The sequence below is a fragment of the Pandoraea pulmonicola genome (genome assembly GCF_000815105.2).
Classification (GTDB): domain Bacteria; phylum Pseudomonadota; class Gammaproteobacteria; order Burkholderiales; family Burkholderiaceae; genus Pandoraea; species Pandoraea pulmonicola.
This window is the reverse complement of the sequence record NZ_CP010310.2, coordinates 4,458,149-4,473,813: the sequence shown is the minus strand read 5'-3', so window position 1 is coordinate 4,473,813 and position 15,665 is coordinate 4,458,149. Positions and strand designations below refer to the sequence as shown.

15 protein-coding genes and 1 tRNA gene are annotated in these 15,665 nt (G+C 65.0%); 11 read left to right on the top strand and 5 right to left on the bottom strand.

Annotated features, from left to right (window positions below; translation table 11 throughout):
• Positions 1 to 32 precede the first annotated feature (32 nt).
• The 3 genes from cobA to RO07_RS19075 all read left to right on the top strand — a co-directional run bounded on the left by cobA (position 33) and on the right by RO07_RS19075 (position 2,868).
• Positions 33 to 833: a uroporphyrinogen-III C-methyltransferase gene (gene cobA / locus RO07_RS19085; protein WP_039404886.1), complete on the top strand. Its 801-nt coding sequence runs from the start codon at positions 33 to 35 to the stop codon at positions 831 to 833.
• A 271-nt stretch (positions 834 to 1,104) separates the two neighbouring features.
• Positions 1,105 to 1,680 (top strand): ANTAR domain-containing response regulator, encoded by a 576-nt coding sequence (locus tag RO07_RS19080; RefSeq protein ID WP_039412883.1) that lies wholly within the window; start codon positions 1,105 to 1,107, stop codon positions 1,678 to 1,680.
• A 9-nt stretch (positions 1,681 to 1,689) separates the two neighbouring features.
• Positions 1,690 to 2,868, top strand: coding sequence for a CmpA/NrtA family ABC transporter substrate-binding protein (locus RO07_RS19075; RefSeq protein WP_039404885.1), 1,179 nt, complete (start codon positions 1,690 to 1,692; stop codon positions 2,866 to 2,868).
• An 18-nt stretch (positions 2,869 to 2,886) separates the two neighbouring features.
• On the opposite strand, the gene RO07_RS19070 is transcribed toward RO07_RS19075, so the two are convergent.
• Both RO07_RS19070 and RO07_RS19065 read right to left on the bottom strand, forming a co-directional pair.
• Positions 2,887 to 3,189: a hypothetical protein gene (locus tag RO07_RS19070; RefSeq protein ID WP_039404883.1), complete on the bottom strand. Its 303-nt coding sequence runs from the start codon at positions 3,187 to 3,189 to the stop codon at positions 2,887 to 2,889.
• 320 nt (positions 3,190 to 3,509) lie between these two features.
• Complete coding sequence (locus RO07_RS19065) at positions 3,510 to 3,995, bottom strand: PaaI family thioesterase (protein WP_039404881.1); 486 nt, start codon at positions 3,993 to 3,995, stop codon at positions 3,510 to 3,512.
• Between the two features lie 92 nt (positions 3,996 to 4,087).
• Between RO07_RS19065 and RO07_RS19060 the strand changes: the two genes are divergently transcribed.
• Positions 4,088 to 5,446, top strand: coding sequence for an aminotransferase-like domain-containing protein (locus RO07_RS19060; RefSeq protein WP_039404879.1), 1,359 nt, complete (start codon positions 4,088 to 4,090; stop codon positions 5,444 to 5,446).
• Positions 5,447 to 5,599: 153 nt separating this feature from the next.
• Entirely contained in the window at positions 5,600 to 6,013 is a 414-nt protein-coding gene (locus RO07_RS19055) for a hypothetical protein (RefSeq protein ID WP_072637097.1), read from the top strand.
• A gap of 26 nt (positions 6,014 to 6,039) precedes the next feature.
• Here RO07_RS19055 and RO07_RS19050 read toward each other — a convergent pair whose 3' ends face one another.
• A complete protein-coding gene (locus RO07_RS19050; protein WP_039404875.1) occupies positions 6,040 to 6,609 on the bottom strand; it encodes a cysteine hydrolase family protein in 570 nt (189 codons plus the stop codon).
• 816 nt (positions 6,610 to 7,425) lie between these two features.
• On the opposite strand from RO07_RS19050, the gene RO07_RS19045 reads away from it, so the two are divergent.
• Positions 7,426 to 8,916, top strand: coding sequence for a hypothetical protein (locus RO07_RS19045; RefSeq protein ID WP_147284611.1), 1,491 nt, complete (start codon positions 7,426 to 7,428; stop codon positions 8,914 to 8,916).
• 240 nt (positions 8,917 to 9,156) lie between these two features.
• On the opposite strand, the gene RO07_RS26145 is transcribed toward RO07_RS19045, so the two are convergent.
• Positions 9,157 to 9,372 carry a hypothetical protein gene (locus tag RO07_RS26145; protein ID WP_147284612.1) on the bottom strand — a complete coding sequence of 72 codons (216 nt, stop codon included), beginning with the start codon at positions 9,370 to 9,372 and terminating at the stop codon, positions 9,157 to 9,159.
• On the opposite strand from RO07_RS26145, the gene RO07_RS19040 reads away from it, so the two are divergent.
• Positions 9,371 to 11,410, top strand: a complete 2,040-nt coding sequence (locus RO07_RS19040) for a hypothetical protein (protein ID WP_147284613.1) — start codon at positions 9,371 to 9,373, stop codon at positions 11,408 to 11,410. The genes RO07_RS26145 and RO07_RS19040 overlap by 2 nt on opposite strands.
• 228 nt (positions 11,411 to 11,638) lie before the next feature.
• Here the strand turns inward: RO07_RS19040 and RO07_RS19035 are convergent.
• Positions 11,639 to 11,715 (bottom strand) — tRNA-Met (locus RO07_RS19035).
• A gap of 198 nt (positions 11,716 to 11,913) precedes the next feature.
• Between RO07_RS19035 and RO07_RS19030 the strand changes: the two genes are divergently transcribed.
• The 4 genes from RO07_RS19030 (at position 11,914) to RO07_RS19015 (ending at position 15,653) form a co-directional block, all read left to right on the top strand.
• Positions 11,914 to 12,558, top strand: coding sequence for a TetR/AcrR family transcriptional regulator (locus RO07_RS19030; RefSeq protein WP_039404868.1), 645 nt, complete (start codon positions 11,914 to 11,916; stop codon positions 12,556 to 12,558).
• Positions 12,559 to 12,717: 159 nt separating this feature from the next.
• Positions 12,718 to 13,518, top strand: a complete 801-nt coding sequence (locus RO07_RS19025; RefSeq protein ID WP_039404866.1) for an ABC transporter permease — start codon at positions 12,718 to 12,720, stop codon at positions 13,516 to 13,518.
• 285 nt (positions 13,519 to 13,803) lie between these two features.
• Complete coding sequence (locus tag RO07_RS19020; protein WP_115089068.1) at positions 13,804 to 14,790, top strand: ABC transporter substrate-binding protein; 987 nt, start codon at positions 13,804 to 13,806, stop codon at positions 14,788 to 14,790.
• Positions 14,791 to 14,888: 98 nt separating this feature from the next.
• A complete protein-coding gene (locus RO07_RS19015; protein WP_418303725.1) occupies positions 14,889 to 15,653 on the top strand; it encodes an ABC transporter ATP-binding protein in 765 nt (254 codons plus the stop codon).
• Positions 15,654 to 15,665 lie beyond the last annotated feature (12 nt).

Genomic DNA, 15,665 nt, shown 5'->3' with positions numbered 1-15,665 from the left:
GCAGGACATCGAGGCATCGAAGGAGAACGATCATGAAGCCAGGCAAGGTCACCCTGCTCAGCGCCGGACCCGGCGCACTGGATCTGCTCACGTTGCGCGCGGCGCGCGTGCTGGGCGACGCGGACGTGCTGCTCGTCGACGATCTGGCCAACCCGGAGATCGCCACGCTCGCGCCGCAAGCCCGCGTGATTGCCGTGGGCAAGCGCGGCGGTTGCCGCTCGACGCCGCAGGCGTTCATCGAACGACTGATGTGCCGCCTCGCCCGGCGCGGCGCGCATGTGGTGCGGGTGAAGGGCGGCGACGCGTTGATGTTCGGCCGTGCGGGCGAGGAAATGGCGGCGCTGCGTCGTGCGGGCGTGCCGGTGGAGATCGTGAACGGCGTATCGGCAGCGTTCGCCGCTGCCGCGGGTCTCGGCATGTCGCTCACGCATCGCGATCACTGCGCCGGCGTGACCTTCGTTACCGCGCATCGTCAGGACGGCAGCGCGCCGAACTGGGCGGCGCTCGCGGCCACGGGCACCACGCTTGCCGTCTACATGGGGTTGCAGCGGGTGGAGACGCTGACCGAAACGTTGCTGGAACATCTGGCGACGACGACGCCCGCCGCAGCGGTGCAATGGGCCGGCACGCCGCAGGAGCGGCGCGTGGTCACGTCGCTGGGGCGACTGGCCGCCGACGTGCGTGCCGCCGGCTTCACGAGCCCGGCCGTCCTGCTCGTGGGCGGTGCGGTCGGTGAGGCGGCGTGCGCGGTTGGCCCCGAGGCGGCGACGCCTGGCGCGCACATGGCGGATGCGAGACCGAGGGCGGACGACGTCATCGCGCAGGCCGCCTGAAGCGTTGTGCCTTCACTACCTATACTGAACGCAGCAGGCGCGCAGTCGACGCACAAGGCGCCGTCACCGCGTGTCGGACGTGAGCGGCGGTACCCGTAGCGGCGACCGCGGCATGGGAAGCGATCTCGAAACCGAATATCACGACTGGCCAACGCCGGCCCCCACGAACTTGCCGAAAAACACGGATGACGGGGACATCGATCCCCAGGCTGATTCCTTTGCCCCGACGCCGTCGTCACGCCCGCCCGCCGCGCCGGACGGCGTGCACGGCCTGCTGCGCGTGTTGCTCGTCACCGACACCGACAAGCCGATCGGCGAGTTGCGCGCCGCGCTCGCCCGCCTGGGTTGCGAGATGCTCGCCGAAGTCGCCAAGCCGCAGGCGTTGCCGCGTGTGGTGGAGAGCGAGCGTCCGGACGTGGTCATCATCGACACCGAATCGCCGTCGCGCGACACGCTGGAGCAGCTTGCCGTGATGAACGCGGCCGCACCGCGCCCCGTGCTGATGTTCTCGGCCGACGGCAACCAGTCGCTCATCCGGGCGGCTGTTCACGCCGGCGTCACGGCGTACTCGGTCGAAGGGCTGGCGGCCGAGCGTCTCGCACCGATCCTCGAGGTGGCGCTCGCGCGCTTCGCGCACGAGGAAAAGCTGCGCGCCCGGCTTGCCAAGGCCGAGAGCGAGCTGGCCGATCGCAAGCTGATCGATCGCGCCAAGCGTCTGCTCATGGACCGGCGTCGGATTTCCGAGCAGGAGGCTTACGCCATTCTGCGCAAACGGGCAATGGATCAGGGCGAGAAGCTCGCGGAAGTGGCGCGCCAGCTCGTCTCGATCGCCGAATTACTGGGATAGATACCGCTCATGTCGACGTCATCATGGTTGGCTTCCGACGCACAAACGCCGCGCGACGTGCCGGAGAAGCGTCATCTGCGTGTCGGGTTCGTGGCGCTGTCCGACGCCGCGCCGCTGATCGTGGCGAAGCGCCTCGAACTCGGGCACGAACACGGCCTGACGCTTGAACTGAGCCGCGAGTCGTCGTGGGCGGCGATTCGCGACAAGTTGCTCACCGGCGAGCTCGACGCCGCGCATTCGCTCTACGGCCTGGTCTACGGCGTGCAATTGGGGATCGGCGGGCCGCGCGAAGCGATGGCCGTGCTGATGGTGCTCAATCGCAACGGGCAGGCGATTACGGTCACGCCGTCGCTGGCCGACGCGATGACGCGAACGGGCGACGTGCGCACCGCACTCGCGTCGCTGGGGCGCAAGCCGGTCTTCGCGCAGACCTTCCCGACCGGCACGCACGCCATGTTCCTGAACTACTGGTTCGCGGCGCAGGGCATCGACCCGCTCGCGGAGATTTCGCGCATCGTGATCCCGCCCGCGCACATGGTCGCGGCGATGGAGGAGGGCGGACTCGACGGATTTTGCTGCGGCGAGCCGTGGCACGCCGTGGCGCAGGCGCGCGGCCTGGGGTGCACCATCGTGGTGTCGAGCGACATCTGGCCGAATCATCCGGAGAAAGTGCTGGCTTGCCGGCATGACTTCGTGACGCGATATCCGCGCACGGCGCAGGCGCTGGTGCGCACGTTGCTGAGTGCTTGTCGCTGGCTGGACATGCCCGGGCACCGGGCCGAAGCGGCCGGCTGGCTTGCCGAACCGGCGTGGGTCGGCGCCCCTCGCGATCTGATCGCGGCACGGCTGCTGGGCGACTTCGGGCGCTTGTCCGGCCGGCACGCGCTGCTGCCCGTGAGCTTCTTCGACGAGGGCGCCGCGAACTATCCGCATCCGCTCGATGGCATCTGGTTCATTGCGCAGTACCGGCGGTGGGGGATGATCGGCGACGAGGCGTTGGCGCAGGCGGCGCAGACGGCGGCCGGCGTCAATCAGACCGCGTTGTTCGAGGCGGCCGCTCGCGCCGAGGGCGTGCCGGTGGCGGCATCGCCGATGAGTGAAGTGCTGTGCGATGGCAAGGTCTGGGCGGCGGCCAGCGTGGACGATCTGCGTGCCTACGTCGACGGCTATGCGATCCGGGCGCGGTGAGTCCGTCCGGTCGCTGCGTCAGCCCGCGAAGGCGTCGCAGTCGCGCAATTCCTTGAGGGGTTCGAAGCCCTTGAGGCCATCGAGCGCGCCGGTCTGCCCCCGGCATGCGCGCCACGCGCGTGCGCCATGACGATGATGCAGGTTCAGATGATAGACGAGCGCGAGAAGCACGACGTGGCGCGACAGGTTGGCCAGCATCGGCTCGAGTCCGGCAGCGTTGGCCAGCGCGCGACGCACGCCGGGGTGGAGGCAAGCCAGGGCGAGGATCGCGAAGGATCCGGGTACCGCGAGAAACGCTGCTAACGCAATCTTCTTTGTCATGACCGTCGGGTGTGGTGAGGGCGCGCAACGTTCGGACTCGGTGCCGCGCCTGCGAGACGGTGGGTTCGAAACGCAAGCCGACGCATGTTCTGTGCGCCGCCGGCTTCAGGTGGGCGTCTCGTCCCACCCCAGTGCATGCTCAAGAGCATACGGACGAGCACCGGACGGATAAAGCGCCGAAACGGAAAACGTCTGTTGCGCAAAGTGATGAGAATGACGAGGCGATGTCTTGCGTTGATTGCCAACGCACGCAAGGGCTCGCCGCCGACGGGCGTTTCCCGGAGGCATGGTCGGATATTCAAGGGGCGCGGCGTCGGTCGTCATCGCCCGGCGGCATGCTCGCCGCGCAGCGTCATGACGGCGCTGTCCACGCGGGCGACGACCTTGCCGTCGTCGCGCTTGATTTCACACAGATAGTGCGAGACCGTGCGGCCGCGATGTGTCGCCCAGGCATGGGCGAGCAGGCGCGAGTCCCAGACCGGGCGGAGAAACGTCGCCTTGAGATCGATGCTCGTGAACGTTTCCCCTTCTCCCATCAGGGTCGAATGCGCGGTGCCGATGGCGGCGTCCGCCAGCTCGCACAGCATGCCGCCGTGGACCGTTCCCTGTTGATTGCCGTGAATGTCCGCGTTCGCGTTCAACTCGATCACGGCCTGCGCCTCGCTGATCTCGACGATGCGAAATCCCAGCAACTGCGAAATCGCCGTGGGGTAGCGCATATGGGTTCTGTCATCCTCGCGCAGCGTGCCGGCGAGTTGGCGTTGCAGGTAGCGAAGGACCGGGTAGGAAGTCGATTCGTCGGACATGGCGAAGGTGGCGGACGTCGGTTGAAGGCGGTTGTTGCCCGCAGTGTGGTCGCCTAGAATCGGACAATCAAGAAATTGTCCTAGATACGCTTATGCCAGATTCTCCCGTGACGGCCGCCGTCGAGCGTCTTGCCATGGCCATTCGCAGCGGCGAGCTGCTGCCCGGCGCGGCGTTGCCTACGCATCGCAAGCTGGCCGTGCAATACGGCATTGCGATCGCCTCGGCCACCAAGGTCTACGCCAGGTTGCAGGCCATGGGGCTCGTCGTGGGCGAGGTCGGGCGCGGCACCTTCGTTCGCCACCGTCCGTTGCAGCGGGAATGGGACGAGCGGAACGCATGGGACGCCGACGACGAGGCGCGACTCAGTTCGCACGCGGTGGATCTGTCGTTCAACCATCCGTCGTGGGAGGGGCAAAGCGATCTGTTGCGCACGACGCTGCGCGAACTGGCGACGGCGGGCGATCTGAGCGCGCTGATGCACCAGCAGCCTCCCGGTGGACGGCTCCAGGAGCGCGCCATCGTCGCCGACTATCTCCACCGGACGCGCGGCATCCACGTGAGTGCCCGCCAGGTGTTCTTCGTCGGCGGCGCGCAGCAGGGACTCGACGTTGCCGTGCGCGCTTTCCTGCGCCCGGGCGACGCGGTCGCTGTCGACGCGTTGACCTATCCCGGCTTCAAAATGGTGGCCGACGTGGCGGGATTGACGCTCAAGCCCGTGCCGTCGGCCGGAGACGGCACGGATCTGGCGGCGCTCGACGCGCTGTGCCGGCGGGGCGCCATTCGCGCCATCTATGTCATGCCGACGTTGCACAATCCGCTTGGCTGGATCTTGAGCGCGTCGCAGCGCGAGCGGTTGGTGGCCATCGCACGCCGGCATGATTGCCTGATCGTCGAAGATGCGACCTACGCCTATCTCGTCGAGGACGCACCGCCGCCGTTGGCGGCGCTCGCGCCCGAGCGTACGATCCACGTTTCGAGCGTTTCGAAGAGCGTGGCGAGCGGACTGCGCTTTGGCTATGTGGTGGTGCCGGACGAGCGTGCCGCGCAGATCAAGCGCGTGGTGCGGGCCAGCTACTGGAGCTTGTCGAGCCTCGTGACGGCCATCGCGACGCGGTGGATGGCGAACGGCACGGTGGCGCGTCAGGAGCAGTGGCTGCGCGAGGACGCCCGCCGGCGGCAGGCCGTCGCGCGCGAGATGCTGCACGGTATGGCGATGGTGGCGCATCCGTCGTCGCTATTCCTCTGGCTGCCATTGCCGGAAGGCCTGCGCATGGATCAGGTCGTGTCGGCGCTGGCCGCGGACGGCATCGCGACGTCGAAAGCCGACGCATACGCCACGACGCGGCACGCGCCGCATGCGCTCCGGTTGGGGCTGAGTTCGATGCCGCTCGCGCAGGTCGGGCCCGTGCTCGCGCAGGTGCGCGCCATCATCGAACGTCTGCCGATCTGACAGGGGGACGCCTGGGGCTCCCTGGGGCGCGTTCGCAAGCCCGTTATTGGTGGGAACAGACCCTAGTGGCGATACCGGTTCAGTTTCACGCGGGATTCGGCTATTTTCGGTCTGATGTCAGGGTTTTGAATATCGCGTGCGCTAACGCTTGCTATGGCAGCAGCCGTTCCTTTCCCCATCCGTGTCGAATGTCCGCCGGGCGCCTGTTCATGCGAGCGCGAGGCGCTCCTGTGCGAGCCGGGCGGCGACATTCGAATATTGCGATTGACCCAGGCGGAGGAGAAACGGTTGATCGAGCGGATCGAAGCCATCGCCACTTACGAGGAGCTCAAGCGCATTGCGGGTCTCATGCAGGCGCAGCTCGGCATCGTGCTGCAGATCGCGCCGGGGCCGAACGAGGTGCGCACGGTGCGCGGCATCGGCATCCAGCTCGTGGATCGACCCGGCTTGTGCCGCAAAACGAAAAAGAGCATTCCGGCGGCCGTTCGCCGCTGCCTCGACCGAAATCCCGATATCGCCTACGCCATACTCGACGAGCACGACCTGCTTGGCGGCGGATCGTTCTGACGTGACGGGTGGGCGGTGCGACCCGCTTACGCGAGCATGGTCAATGCGTCATCGAGTGAGAGCACCGTCGTGCGCGTTTCGAACGACGTCGCGAACAGACGCTCGTGCACGACCTCGTCAGGGTCGTAGCAGCAGTCCTTTACGGTGAACAGCCGGTAGTCCGCATCGCTCGCATGGGCGACCGTCGAGAACATGACGCCGGTCGACGCGATGCCGACGAGGATCAGCGTATCGATGCCCTTCGCGCAGAGCCGCACCTGCAAGTCGGTGCCGAAGAACACGCTGGCGCGGTGCGCGACGATGAGCGGTTCGTCCGGCCGCTGCGCGAGTTCCGGCGAAATCCTGTCGTCCACGAAAAGCCCCAACTGCTTGATGCCTTGCCCGTTCTTGTTGCGCGCGCTGACTTCCGGATAGCCCGGCTCGAAGTGCAGCTTCGCGAAGTAGATGCCGACGCCCTTGGCGCGCGCCGCGTCGCACAGCCTGCGCGTGTTGGCAAGCAGCGTGGGCGCGACCGACGGAAACAGCTTCATGATGTCGGTCTGATAGTGCATGACAATTAGGGCGGTCCGCTCGGGGATCATGTCAGGAATCTGCATGGCGATGCCAATGGTCTCCAGTGGTTTGCGTCGTCGTCCGCGCCTGGCGTACGCAGTGCCGGCGCGATGTCCGGCAGATCGGCGAAGGGGACGCGACGGGAGTAGACGGATTAAGAGTGCGATGCGCGACTCTAGCATGGCGACGGACGCGCCATGTTTCGATCGCCGAAGCATGTTGTGCGCGGAAAGGCGGGGGAGGCCGTGGACTGAGCGATTCATGCAAGCGCGGATGGCGAGACCGTGCGACAGTCAATTGCGATCGCAAAAATTTCTGTCATGTGAGAAGCCATGAGTCCAGTTCCCAATCTTGGAGCCTTGCGCTCCCCATCCCCAGTGACTGCCTCGACGTCGGCGCAGTCCGGACAGAACGGGCAGGCGCCGGCTGTGCTGGCTACCAATGTGCGCGCGGTGCGTCAGGCCAATGGGTGGCAGGGCATGCCGCCGAGCTGGAACCAACGGCCGCGTCCCCCCGCAACACTGGCAGGCCCCTCGAACAGCGGGGCGGAAAAGCGTTCGGCACCGCAGGACGCAAGCGAGAGAGAGGATGCTGTTTCAATGCCGCCCTCCGCCAAAAAAACTCGACAAGAGACTGGCGCGGCGGGCGGGAGTGTGCCGATCACCGACGTTATGGTGCAGACATGGTCGACCATTGGCCGGGCGTGGATCGAGGCCTGCTCCCGTGGGCTCGACAGTCTGGCCAGGTGGGAGGTGGCTCCGGCCGGGACATCGAGAAGTCATCTTTATGCAGAAAGGGACCGGAGCGAACCCGGCGAAGACCGGCTTCACCCGGACGGGAAAGTACAGATCACCGACACCATGTTGCAGATATGGGCGGCCCTCGGCCCGGGTTGGCTTGAGACCACGGGTGGGCTCGACGGTCTGGCCAGACGGCACAATGTCCCGGCTGAGGCACTGAAAAGCTACCTTCATGCCGACGCCAGCCTGACCCAACTCGGCAGGGATCGACTGAACCCGAGCGGGAAAGTGAAGATCACAGACGCCCTGTTGCAGACGTGGGCGGCCCTCGGTCCAGTGTGGATTGAGGCCGCCGGTGGGCTCGACGGTCTGGCCAGGCGGCACCATGTCGCGCTTGTGGCGCTGAAAAATTACCTTCGTGCCGACGGCAGCCTGACCCAGCGAGGCCAAGAACGGCTCGAGGCGGGCGGGAAGGCGAAGGTCACCGACGCCATGTTGCGGAGGTGGTCGACCTGCGGCCTGGAGGGGATTGAGCGCGCGGGTGGGCTCGGCGGTGTGGCCAGGCTGGAAAATGTCCCGCTAGCGTCGCTGAGACGTTACCTGTATGCCGACGGCAGCCTGACCCTGCACGGCGAAGACCGACTCAATACGGGCGGGAAAGCGAAGATCACCGATGCCCTGTTGCAGGAGTGGAAGGATCTCGGCCAAGCGGGGATCAAGGCCGCGGGTGGGCTGGACGGTGTGGCCAGGCGACACAATGTCCACGTCGGGGCACTGAAACATTACCTTCGCACAGATGGCACCCTGAGCCAGACCGGCGAAGATCGGCTCAACCCGAGTGGCAAAGCGAAGATCACCTCCGCCATGTTGCGCATGTGGAAGTCTCGCGGCCAAGCGGGTGTTGGGGCTGAAGGTGGGCTCGACGGTCTGGCCAGACTGCACAATGTCCCGGCTGGGGCACTGAAAAATTACCTTCGCGCAGATGGCAGCCTGACCCCGCGCGGCGAACACCGGCTCAACCCTCGCAGGACGGCGAAGATCAGCGGCGCCATGTTGCGGGAGTGGGCAACTCTGGGCCTGGGGGGAATTGAGGCCGCCGGCGGGCTCGACGGTGTGGCCAGGCGGCACAACGTCCCGGCTGGGGTGCTGAGACGTTACCTTCGTGCCGACGGTAGCCTGACCCAGCGCGGCGAAGAGCGACTCAATTGGCGCAAGAAAGCGGAGATCACCGACGCCATGCTGCAGAGGTGGAAGACCCTCGGCAAGGCGGGGATCGAGGAAGCGGGAGGGTACCTTGCTTTGGCGAGGCAGGCCAATGTTCGGCCTGGGGCGCTGAGAAATTACCTTCGTACCGATGGCCGCCTGACCCAGCGCGGCGAAGATCGGCTCAACCCGGACGGGAACGCGAAGATCACCGACGCCATGTTGCAGGCGTGGGCGGCCCTCGGCGAGGCGAGGATCAAGGCCGAGGGCGGGCTCGACGGTGTGGCCAGGCGGGCCAACGTCGCTGCCGTGGCGCTGAAAAATTACCTTCGTGCCGACGGCAGCTTGACCCCGATCGGCGAGAAGCGGCTTCGCAAGGCTGACGCACAGCCAACCGACGCGAGGTAAATCGATATGACGACGAAACGTAAATTCCAATCGATGATCGATGCGGAGGTCGCGGCGCTTGCGCGAGCGTTCGGTGGGTCCATGGCGAGCAAATACAACACGGATATGTGAAGCCATGGATCGAGTTTCCAGCATTGGAGCCACGAGTTCCCAGTCCCCGGTGACTGTATCAACGCCTGCGCAGCTTCGACGCAATGAACGGCCGCCTGCTGCGCTGGCTGCCAATGTGCACGCGGTGCATCAGGCCGATGTGCGGCTCGCCATGCCGTCGAGCTCCTCCCAACGACCGCTTTCGCCCGCAACATCGGAAATCATCTCGAACGGTGGGGCGGAAAAGCGTTCGGCGCCCCAGGAGGCAAGCGAGAGAGAGGATGCCGTTTCAACGCCGTCCCCGGCCAAAATCCCTCGACAGGAGACTGGCGCGGCGGGCGGGAAAGTGAAGATCACCGACGCCATGTTGCAGACATGGAAGGATCTCGGCAAAGCGGGGATCAAGGCCGAGGGCGGGCTCGAGGGGCTGGCCAGGCGGGACAACGTCCCGGTTGCGGCACTGAGAAATTACCTTCGTGCCAACGGCCGCCTGACCCAGTTCGGCGAAGATCGGCTCAGCCCGGGAAAGAAAACGAAGGTCACCATCGCCATGTTGCAGGCGTGGAAGGATCTCGGCCAAGTGGGGATCGAGGCCGCGGGTGGGCTCGATAGCCTGGCCAGACAGAACAATGTCTCGGTGGTGACACTGAAAAGTTACCTTCGTGCCGACGGCCGCCTGAGCCAACTTGGCGAAGACCGGCTCGACCCGCGCAAAGTGACGATCACCGAGGCCATGTTGCAGAGGTGGAAGGCTCTCGGCCGAGCGGGGATCAAGGCCGCGGGCGGGCTCGACGGTGTGGCCAGACGAGACAATGTCCGGGCTGCGACACTGAGAAATTACCTTCATGCCGATGGCCGACTGACCCAGCGCGGCGAAGACCGGCTCAACCCGGGTGGGAGAACGAAGATCACCTACGCCATGTTGCAGGAGTGGAAAGACCTCGGCAACGCGGGGATCAAGGCCGTGGGTGGGCTCGACGGGCTGGCCAGACGGGAGAATGTCGCGGCTGCGGCGGTGAAGCACTACCTTCGTGCCGATGGCCGCCTGAGCCAGGTTGGCGAAGACCGGCTCAACCCGGGCGGGAAAACGAAGATCACCAACGCCATGTTGCGGGCGTGGAAGGATCTCGGCCAAGCGGGGATCGAGGCCGCGGGTGGGCTCGGCGGTCTGGCCAGGCGGGCCAATGTCCCGGCGGTGACACTCAGACATTACCTTCGTGCCGATGGCCGACTGAGCCAGCACGGCGAAGACCGGCTCGACTCGGACAAGAAAGCGAAGATCACCGACGCCATGCTGCAGGCGTGGAAAGACCTCGGCCAAGCGGGGATTGATGCCGCGGGTGGGCTCGACGGTCTGGCCAAGCGGGAAAATGTCTCGGTTGTGTTACTTAGAAACTACCTTCATGCCGACGGCAGCCTGACCAAGTGTGGCGAAGACCGGATCGACTCGCTCAGGAAAACGAATATCACCAGCGCCATGTTGCAGGCGTGGAAGGACCTCGGTCAGGCGGGGATCGAGAACGCCGGGGGGCTCGGCGGTGTGGCCAGACGGAATGGTGTTCCGCTTGGGTCCCTGAAAAATTACCTTCGTGCCGACGGTCGTCTGACCAAGGCCGGCGAAGACCGGCTCAACCCTGGCGGCGAAGCGAAGGTCACTAACGCCCTGTTGCAGAAGTGGAAGGATCTTGGCAAAGCGGGGATCAAGGCCGCGGGCGGGCTCGAGGGTGTGGCCAGGCAGGACAATGTCACGGTTTCGGCACTGAAACACTACCTTCGTGCAGACGGCAGTCTGAGCCAACTCGGTGAAGACCGGCTCGACCCGGATGGGAAAGCGAAGATCTCCGAGGCCATGTTGCAGACATGGAAGGACCTCGGCCCGGCGGGGATCAAGGCCGCGGGCGGGCTCGATGGTCTGGCCAGGGAGAACAATGTCCCGGTTTCGGCGCTGAAACACTACCTTCGTGCAGACGGCCGCCTGACCCCGCGCGGCGAAGATCGACTCGCCCCCAGTGGGAAAACGAAGATCACCGACGCCCTGTTGCAGAAGTGGAAGGATCTCGGCAAGGCGGGGGTTGATACCGAGGGTGGGCTCGACGGTGTCGCCAGGCGGGACAACGTCGCGGTTGCGGCACTGAGAAATTACCTTCATGCCGATGGCCGACTGACCCAGCGCGGCGAAGACCGGCTCAACTCGCACAGCAAAGCGAAGATCACCGATGCCATGTTGCAGGCGTGGAAGGATCTCGGCAAAGCGGGAATTGATGCCGCGGGTGGGCTCGATGCCATGGCCAGACGGGACAATGTCCCCGCTTCGGCACTGAAAAATTATCTTCGCGCGGACGGCAGTCTGAGCCGGGCCGGCGAGGCCCGGCTCCACCGCAAGGCTGGTGCGCCTTCCATGTGAACGGCAAGGTTTCCGGGATCGTTCAGGCAGGAAACGGCACGCTTGCGCCGGACAAAGCCCACCCGGAAATCCGCGTGAGGCGGAGACCCGCGTACATCATTGCATTGGGAAGGTAGAACTCGAACTGCGTGGCGCAGAAATCCGGGCCAAAAAATCCGGGCCCAATCTGCCACGCCAAATGTGACACTGGCCGAGCGCTACAAGTAGCGGTCGGCCAGCAGATATCTGTGGTTGCGGGGACAGGATTTGAACCTGTGACCTTCGGGTTATGAGCCCGACGAGCTGCCAGACTGCTCCACCCCGCGTCTGAGAAGAAGAATAGTACGGGTATTCTACGCATTGTGTCAAGCATTTATGACATTAACTTTATCGGCTCTCCGAAAATCATGCGTGTCGCGTGCATTTTCACCGCCTCCCGCGCGGACGCATCGTATGCCGACGCTTCACTTGTCGAATCCCCTGGTTTAGTATTTGTGTTACCAAACAGTTAATTAAGGTCGCTCATGCCGAACGATTCTCAAGTCACGCGCGCCACGCGAAACGCCGATCGCACGCGGGCGCAGATCCTTGCCGCCGCGCGCGACGAATTTTCGTTGCGCGGCTACGAAGGTGCGCGCGTGGAGGCCATCGCCGAGCGCGCCGGCTCCAACAAGCGCATGCTCTACTACTACTTCAAGAGCAAGGACGAGCTGTTTCTCGCCGTGATGGAAGACACCTATCGCGGCATTCGCGATGCCGAAGCCGAACTGCGTCTGCTCGATCTCCCGCCCATCGACGCCATTCGGGCGCTCGTCACCTTCACGTGGGAGTACTATCTCGCACACCCCGAGTTTCTCTCGCTCCTGAACAGCGAAAACCTGTACCACGCGCAGCATTTGCGCCGTTCCACCGATATCCGCTCGCTCAACTCGCCATTGATCGATACGCTCGGCGAAATCCTCGCGCGCGGACATCGGGAGAAGCTCTTTCGCGGTGGCGTCGACCCGCTTCAACTCTATATTTCCATCGCCGCACTCGGCTACTTCTACCTGTCGAACAACGCCACGCTGTGCACCGTCTTCGGACGCGATCTGGCCACGCCCAAGGCGCGGCTCGAACGTCTGCAGCACATGATCGACATGGTCTTGGGGTATCTACTGATCGGTTGATTTTTTGATGTCCGACCGTTGACAGCCCAATTTCGCCTGCCTAAGATAATTAACCAGTTGGTAACAAAACACGAAGCGCGCTTACATCACATGCCGGCGATGCGAGAGACGTGATCTCGCGCACGACCGGCCGTACCTCGCCAAGGATGGAGACAACTCATGGCGCAAGCGACACCGTTGGTTCGTAAGGTATTCGAGTCTCGTGCATTCCGGCCCATCGCCCTGATCGCCTTCATCATCGTTGGCTGGGAACTGGTCATTCAGCTTTTCCACATCAAGCCGTATCTTGTTCCCGATCCGCTTGTCGTGATCCGTCAGCTCGTGGTCGATTGGCCCAAGCTCTGGAGCGAGACGCTGGTGACAACCTACGCCACCGTCGGCGGCTTCCTCCTCTCGGCCCTGATCGGCGTGCCGCTCGCGATGGTCATCGCGTACTCGCGGCTCGTGGAGAGCTACGTCTACCCGCTGCTCGTCTTCTCGCAGTCGATCCCGAAGATCGCGATCGCGCCGCTGCTCGTGGTCTGGTTCGGCTTCGGCATCGTGCCCAAGATCGTCACGGCGTTTCTGCTCGGCTTCTTCCCGGTCGTCGTGTCCACGGTGATGGGCTTCAAGTCGGTCGATCGCGACATGATCGACCTGGTGCGCTCGATGAAGGCGAGCCGTCTGCAGACGTTTCTCAAGATCAGCCTGCCGTTCGCGCTGCCGAGCATCTTCAGTGGCCTGAAAGTGTCGGTCACGCTCGCCGTCGTGGGCGCCGTGGTCGGCGAGTTCGTCGGCGCCAACTCGGGCATCGGCTACGTGCTGCAAGTGGCCAACGGCAACTTCGATCTGCCGCTGATGTTCGCGGCGCTCATCCTGCTCTCGCTTGTCGGCGTGGTGTTGTTCGTGCTCGTCGACAGGGTCGAGCGCGTGATGATTCCGTGGCACGCCTCGCATCGCGACGACTACGTCAGTACCTGAGCGCCGCGCCGTCGCGCAACGCTCCCGCATTCCGATTCCGCCGCAGCCTGCCTGATTCGATCGGGCGTGGCTCGCCGCATCCCCCCGAAAGAAGAACGACACAAGGAGACTGGCATGACTCGAATGGACGCGTGGCACGCTATCGTGTCGCGATGGATATCGGCGCCAAGATCGGCCGCACGCCCGCTTCGCCGCCCGGCGGCCCGCCCGACACGTCTGAAAACCCTGACACCCCTGACACGCCTCGCGCCTCGTCTTTTGCCCATTCCGGACTTTGGATACCTGATGCGTTGCGTCGGCACGCTCGCCGCCGGTGCCGTCATCGCGCTCGGCATGGCGTCGCCCGCGCAGGCGCGCGACAAGGTCACGCTGATGCTCAACTGGTACACCTACGGCGAGCACGCGCCGTTCTACCTCGGCATCGAGCGCGGCTACTTCGCAGCGGAGAACATCGATCTCGACATCCAGGAAGGGCGTGGCTCGGCCGTCACGGTGCAAGCGGTCGCGGCCGGCTCGACCACGCTCGGCTATGCCGACGTCAGCACCATGATGAAGGCCGCCGCGAAAGGCGCGCCGGTCGTGACCGTCGGGGTGATGTTGCAGAAGAGTCCGGCATCGGTGATGGGCTTCGCCGAGAAGAACATCGTGAAGCCCGCCGACATCAAGGGGCGCACCGTGGCCATGACGCCCGGCGACTCGCTCTCGCAACTCTGGCCGGTCTACCTCAAGGCGAATCGACTCGGCGACGCGGACTACAAGCCCGTGTCCGGCGACGCGACCACCAAGCGCAACGCGGTGGTCAACGGTCGCGCCGATCTGCTGCTCGGCAACGTGAACGACCAGAAGCCGATCATCGAGGAGATCACCGGCAAGCCCGTGCGCGCGCTGCTGTTCGCGGACTCGGGGGTGAATCCGGTCAACGGCGGCATCATCGCACGCAAGGAAATGCTCAAGTCGAACCCGGATCTGCTGCGTCGCTTCCTGCGTGCGGCATCGAAGTCGGTGCAGGCCGCGACGCAGTCGCCCAAGGACGCCGTGGCCGCCATGCTCAAGATCAATCCGAAGGCCGGCAAGCCCGAGACGCTGGCGAAGAGCTGGGAGGCTACGATTCCTCTGCTGCACACGGCCAGCACCCAAAACCTGCCCGCTTTGCGCTTCGATCCGAAGGACATGGCGGCCACGCTCGACCTGATGGTCAAGTACGGTGGCGTGGACGCGGCCACGGCCGGCAAGGCCGAGGATTACTACTCGCTGGAGTTCGTGCCGAAATGAATCGCCCCGTGGAACGTGTGCTGACCGAGTTGCCCCCGGTGCCGGTGAAAGTCCCCGAAGCATCCGGGATGCACGGAGAGCCCTCGCGCGTCGAGCCGATGATCCGCTTCGACGGCATCGCCAAGACATACGACACGAAGGAGGGATCGGTGCGCTCGCTCGATCCCGTCTCGCTCGATGTCGCGCCCGGCGAGTTCGTGTCGATCGTCGGCCCCAGTGGCTGCGGCAAGAGCACGCTGCTGAAGATTGCCGCGGGGCTGCTGCCCGCGACCGAAGGGCGATTGATCGTGAACGGCAAGCCGGTCGACGGTCCACCGGACGATATCGGCATGGTGTTCCAGAGCGCCGTGTTGCTCGCATGGCGCGACATCCTGTCGAACATCATGCTGCAGATCGAGGTCCGCAAGCTCGATCGCGCGACCTATCTGCCGCGCGCGAAGGCGCTCATCGAGATGGCGGGGCTCACGGATTTCGCGCACAAATTGCCGTGGCAGCTTTCGGGCGGCATGCAGCAACGCGCCGCCATCTGCCGCGCGCTGGTGCACGACCCGAAGATCCTGCTCATGGACGAGCCCTTCGGTGCGCTCGACGCCATGACGCGGGAAAAGATGAACCTGGAGCTGCAGCGCATCTGGTTGTCCACGGGCAAGACCGTATTGCTCATTACGCACAGCATTCCGGAGGCGGTGTTCCTGTCGGACCGTGTGGTCGTGATGTCGGAGCGCCCAGGCAGCATCGCCGCCATCTACGACGTGAAGCTGCCGCGTCCGCGCGGGCTCGACGTGATGGGCGACCCGGCGTTCGCGCGCCTGACGCGTCAGATCCGCTCGCACTTCTACGCACAGGGGAATCTCGACGAGTGACGCCAGCGGGCA

Coding starts and splice junctions, on each gene's coding strand:
- RO07_RS19060 (WP_039404879.1), top strand. CDS start 4,088: ATGCCAGATTCTCCCGTGACGGCCGCCGTCGAGCGTCTTGCCATGGCC.
- RO07_RS19065 (WP_039404881.1), bottom strand. CDS start 3,995: ATGTCCGACGAATCGACTTCCTACCCGGTCCTTCGCTACCTGCAACGC.
- RO07_RS19025 (WP_039404866.1), top strand. CDS start 12,718: ATGGCGCAAGCGACACCGTTGGTTCGTAAGGTATTCGAGTCTCGTGCA.
- RO07_RS19040 (WP_147284613.1), top strand. CDS start 9,371: ATGTTGCAGACATGGAAGGATCTCGGCAAAGCGGGGATCAAGGCCGAG.
- RO07_RS19030 (WP_039404868.1), top strand. CDS start 11,914: ATGCCGAACGATTCTCAAGTCACGCGCGCCACGCGAAACGCCGATCGC.
- RO07_RS19045 (WP_147284611.1), top strand. CDS start 7,426: ATGTTGCAGATATGGGCGGCCCTCGGCCCGGGTTGGCTTGAGACCACG.
- RO07_RS19015 (WP_418303725.1), top strand. CDS start 14,889: ATGATCCGCTTCGACGGCATCGCCAAGACATACGACACGAAGGAGGGA.
- RO07_RS26145 (WP_147284612.1), bottom strand. CDS start 9,372: ATGGCGTCGGTGATCTTCACTTTCCCGCCCGCCGCGCCAGTCTCCTGT.
- RO07_RS19075 (WP_039404885.1), top strand. CDS start 1,690: ATGTCGACGTCATCATGGTTGGCTTCCGACGCACAAACGCCGCGCGAC.
- RO07_RS19020 (WP_115089068.1), top strand. CDS start 13,804: ATGCGTTGCGTCGGCACGCTCGCCGCCGGTGCCGTCATCGCGCTCGGC.
- RO07_RS19055 (WP_072637097.1), top strand. CDS start 5,600: ATGGCAGCAGCCGTTCCTTTCCCCATCCGTGTCGAATGTCCGCCGGGC.
- RO07_RS19070 (WP_039404883.1), bottom strand. CDS start 3,189: ATGACAAAGAAGATTGCGTTAGCAGCGTTTCTCGCGGTACCCGGATCC.
- cobA (WP_039404886.1), top strand. CDS start 33: ATGAAGCCAGGCAAGGTCACCCTGCTCAGCGCCGGACCCGGCGCACTG.
- RO07_RS19050 (WP_039404875.1), bottom strand. CDS start 6,609: ATGCAGATTCCTGACATGATCCCCGAGCGGACCGCCCTAATTGTCATG.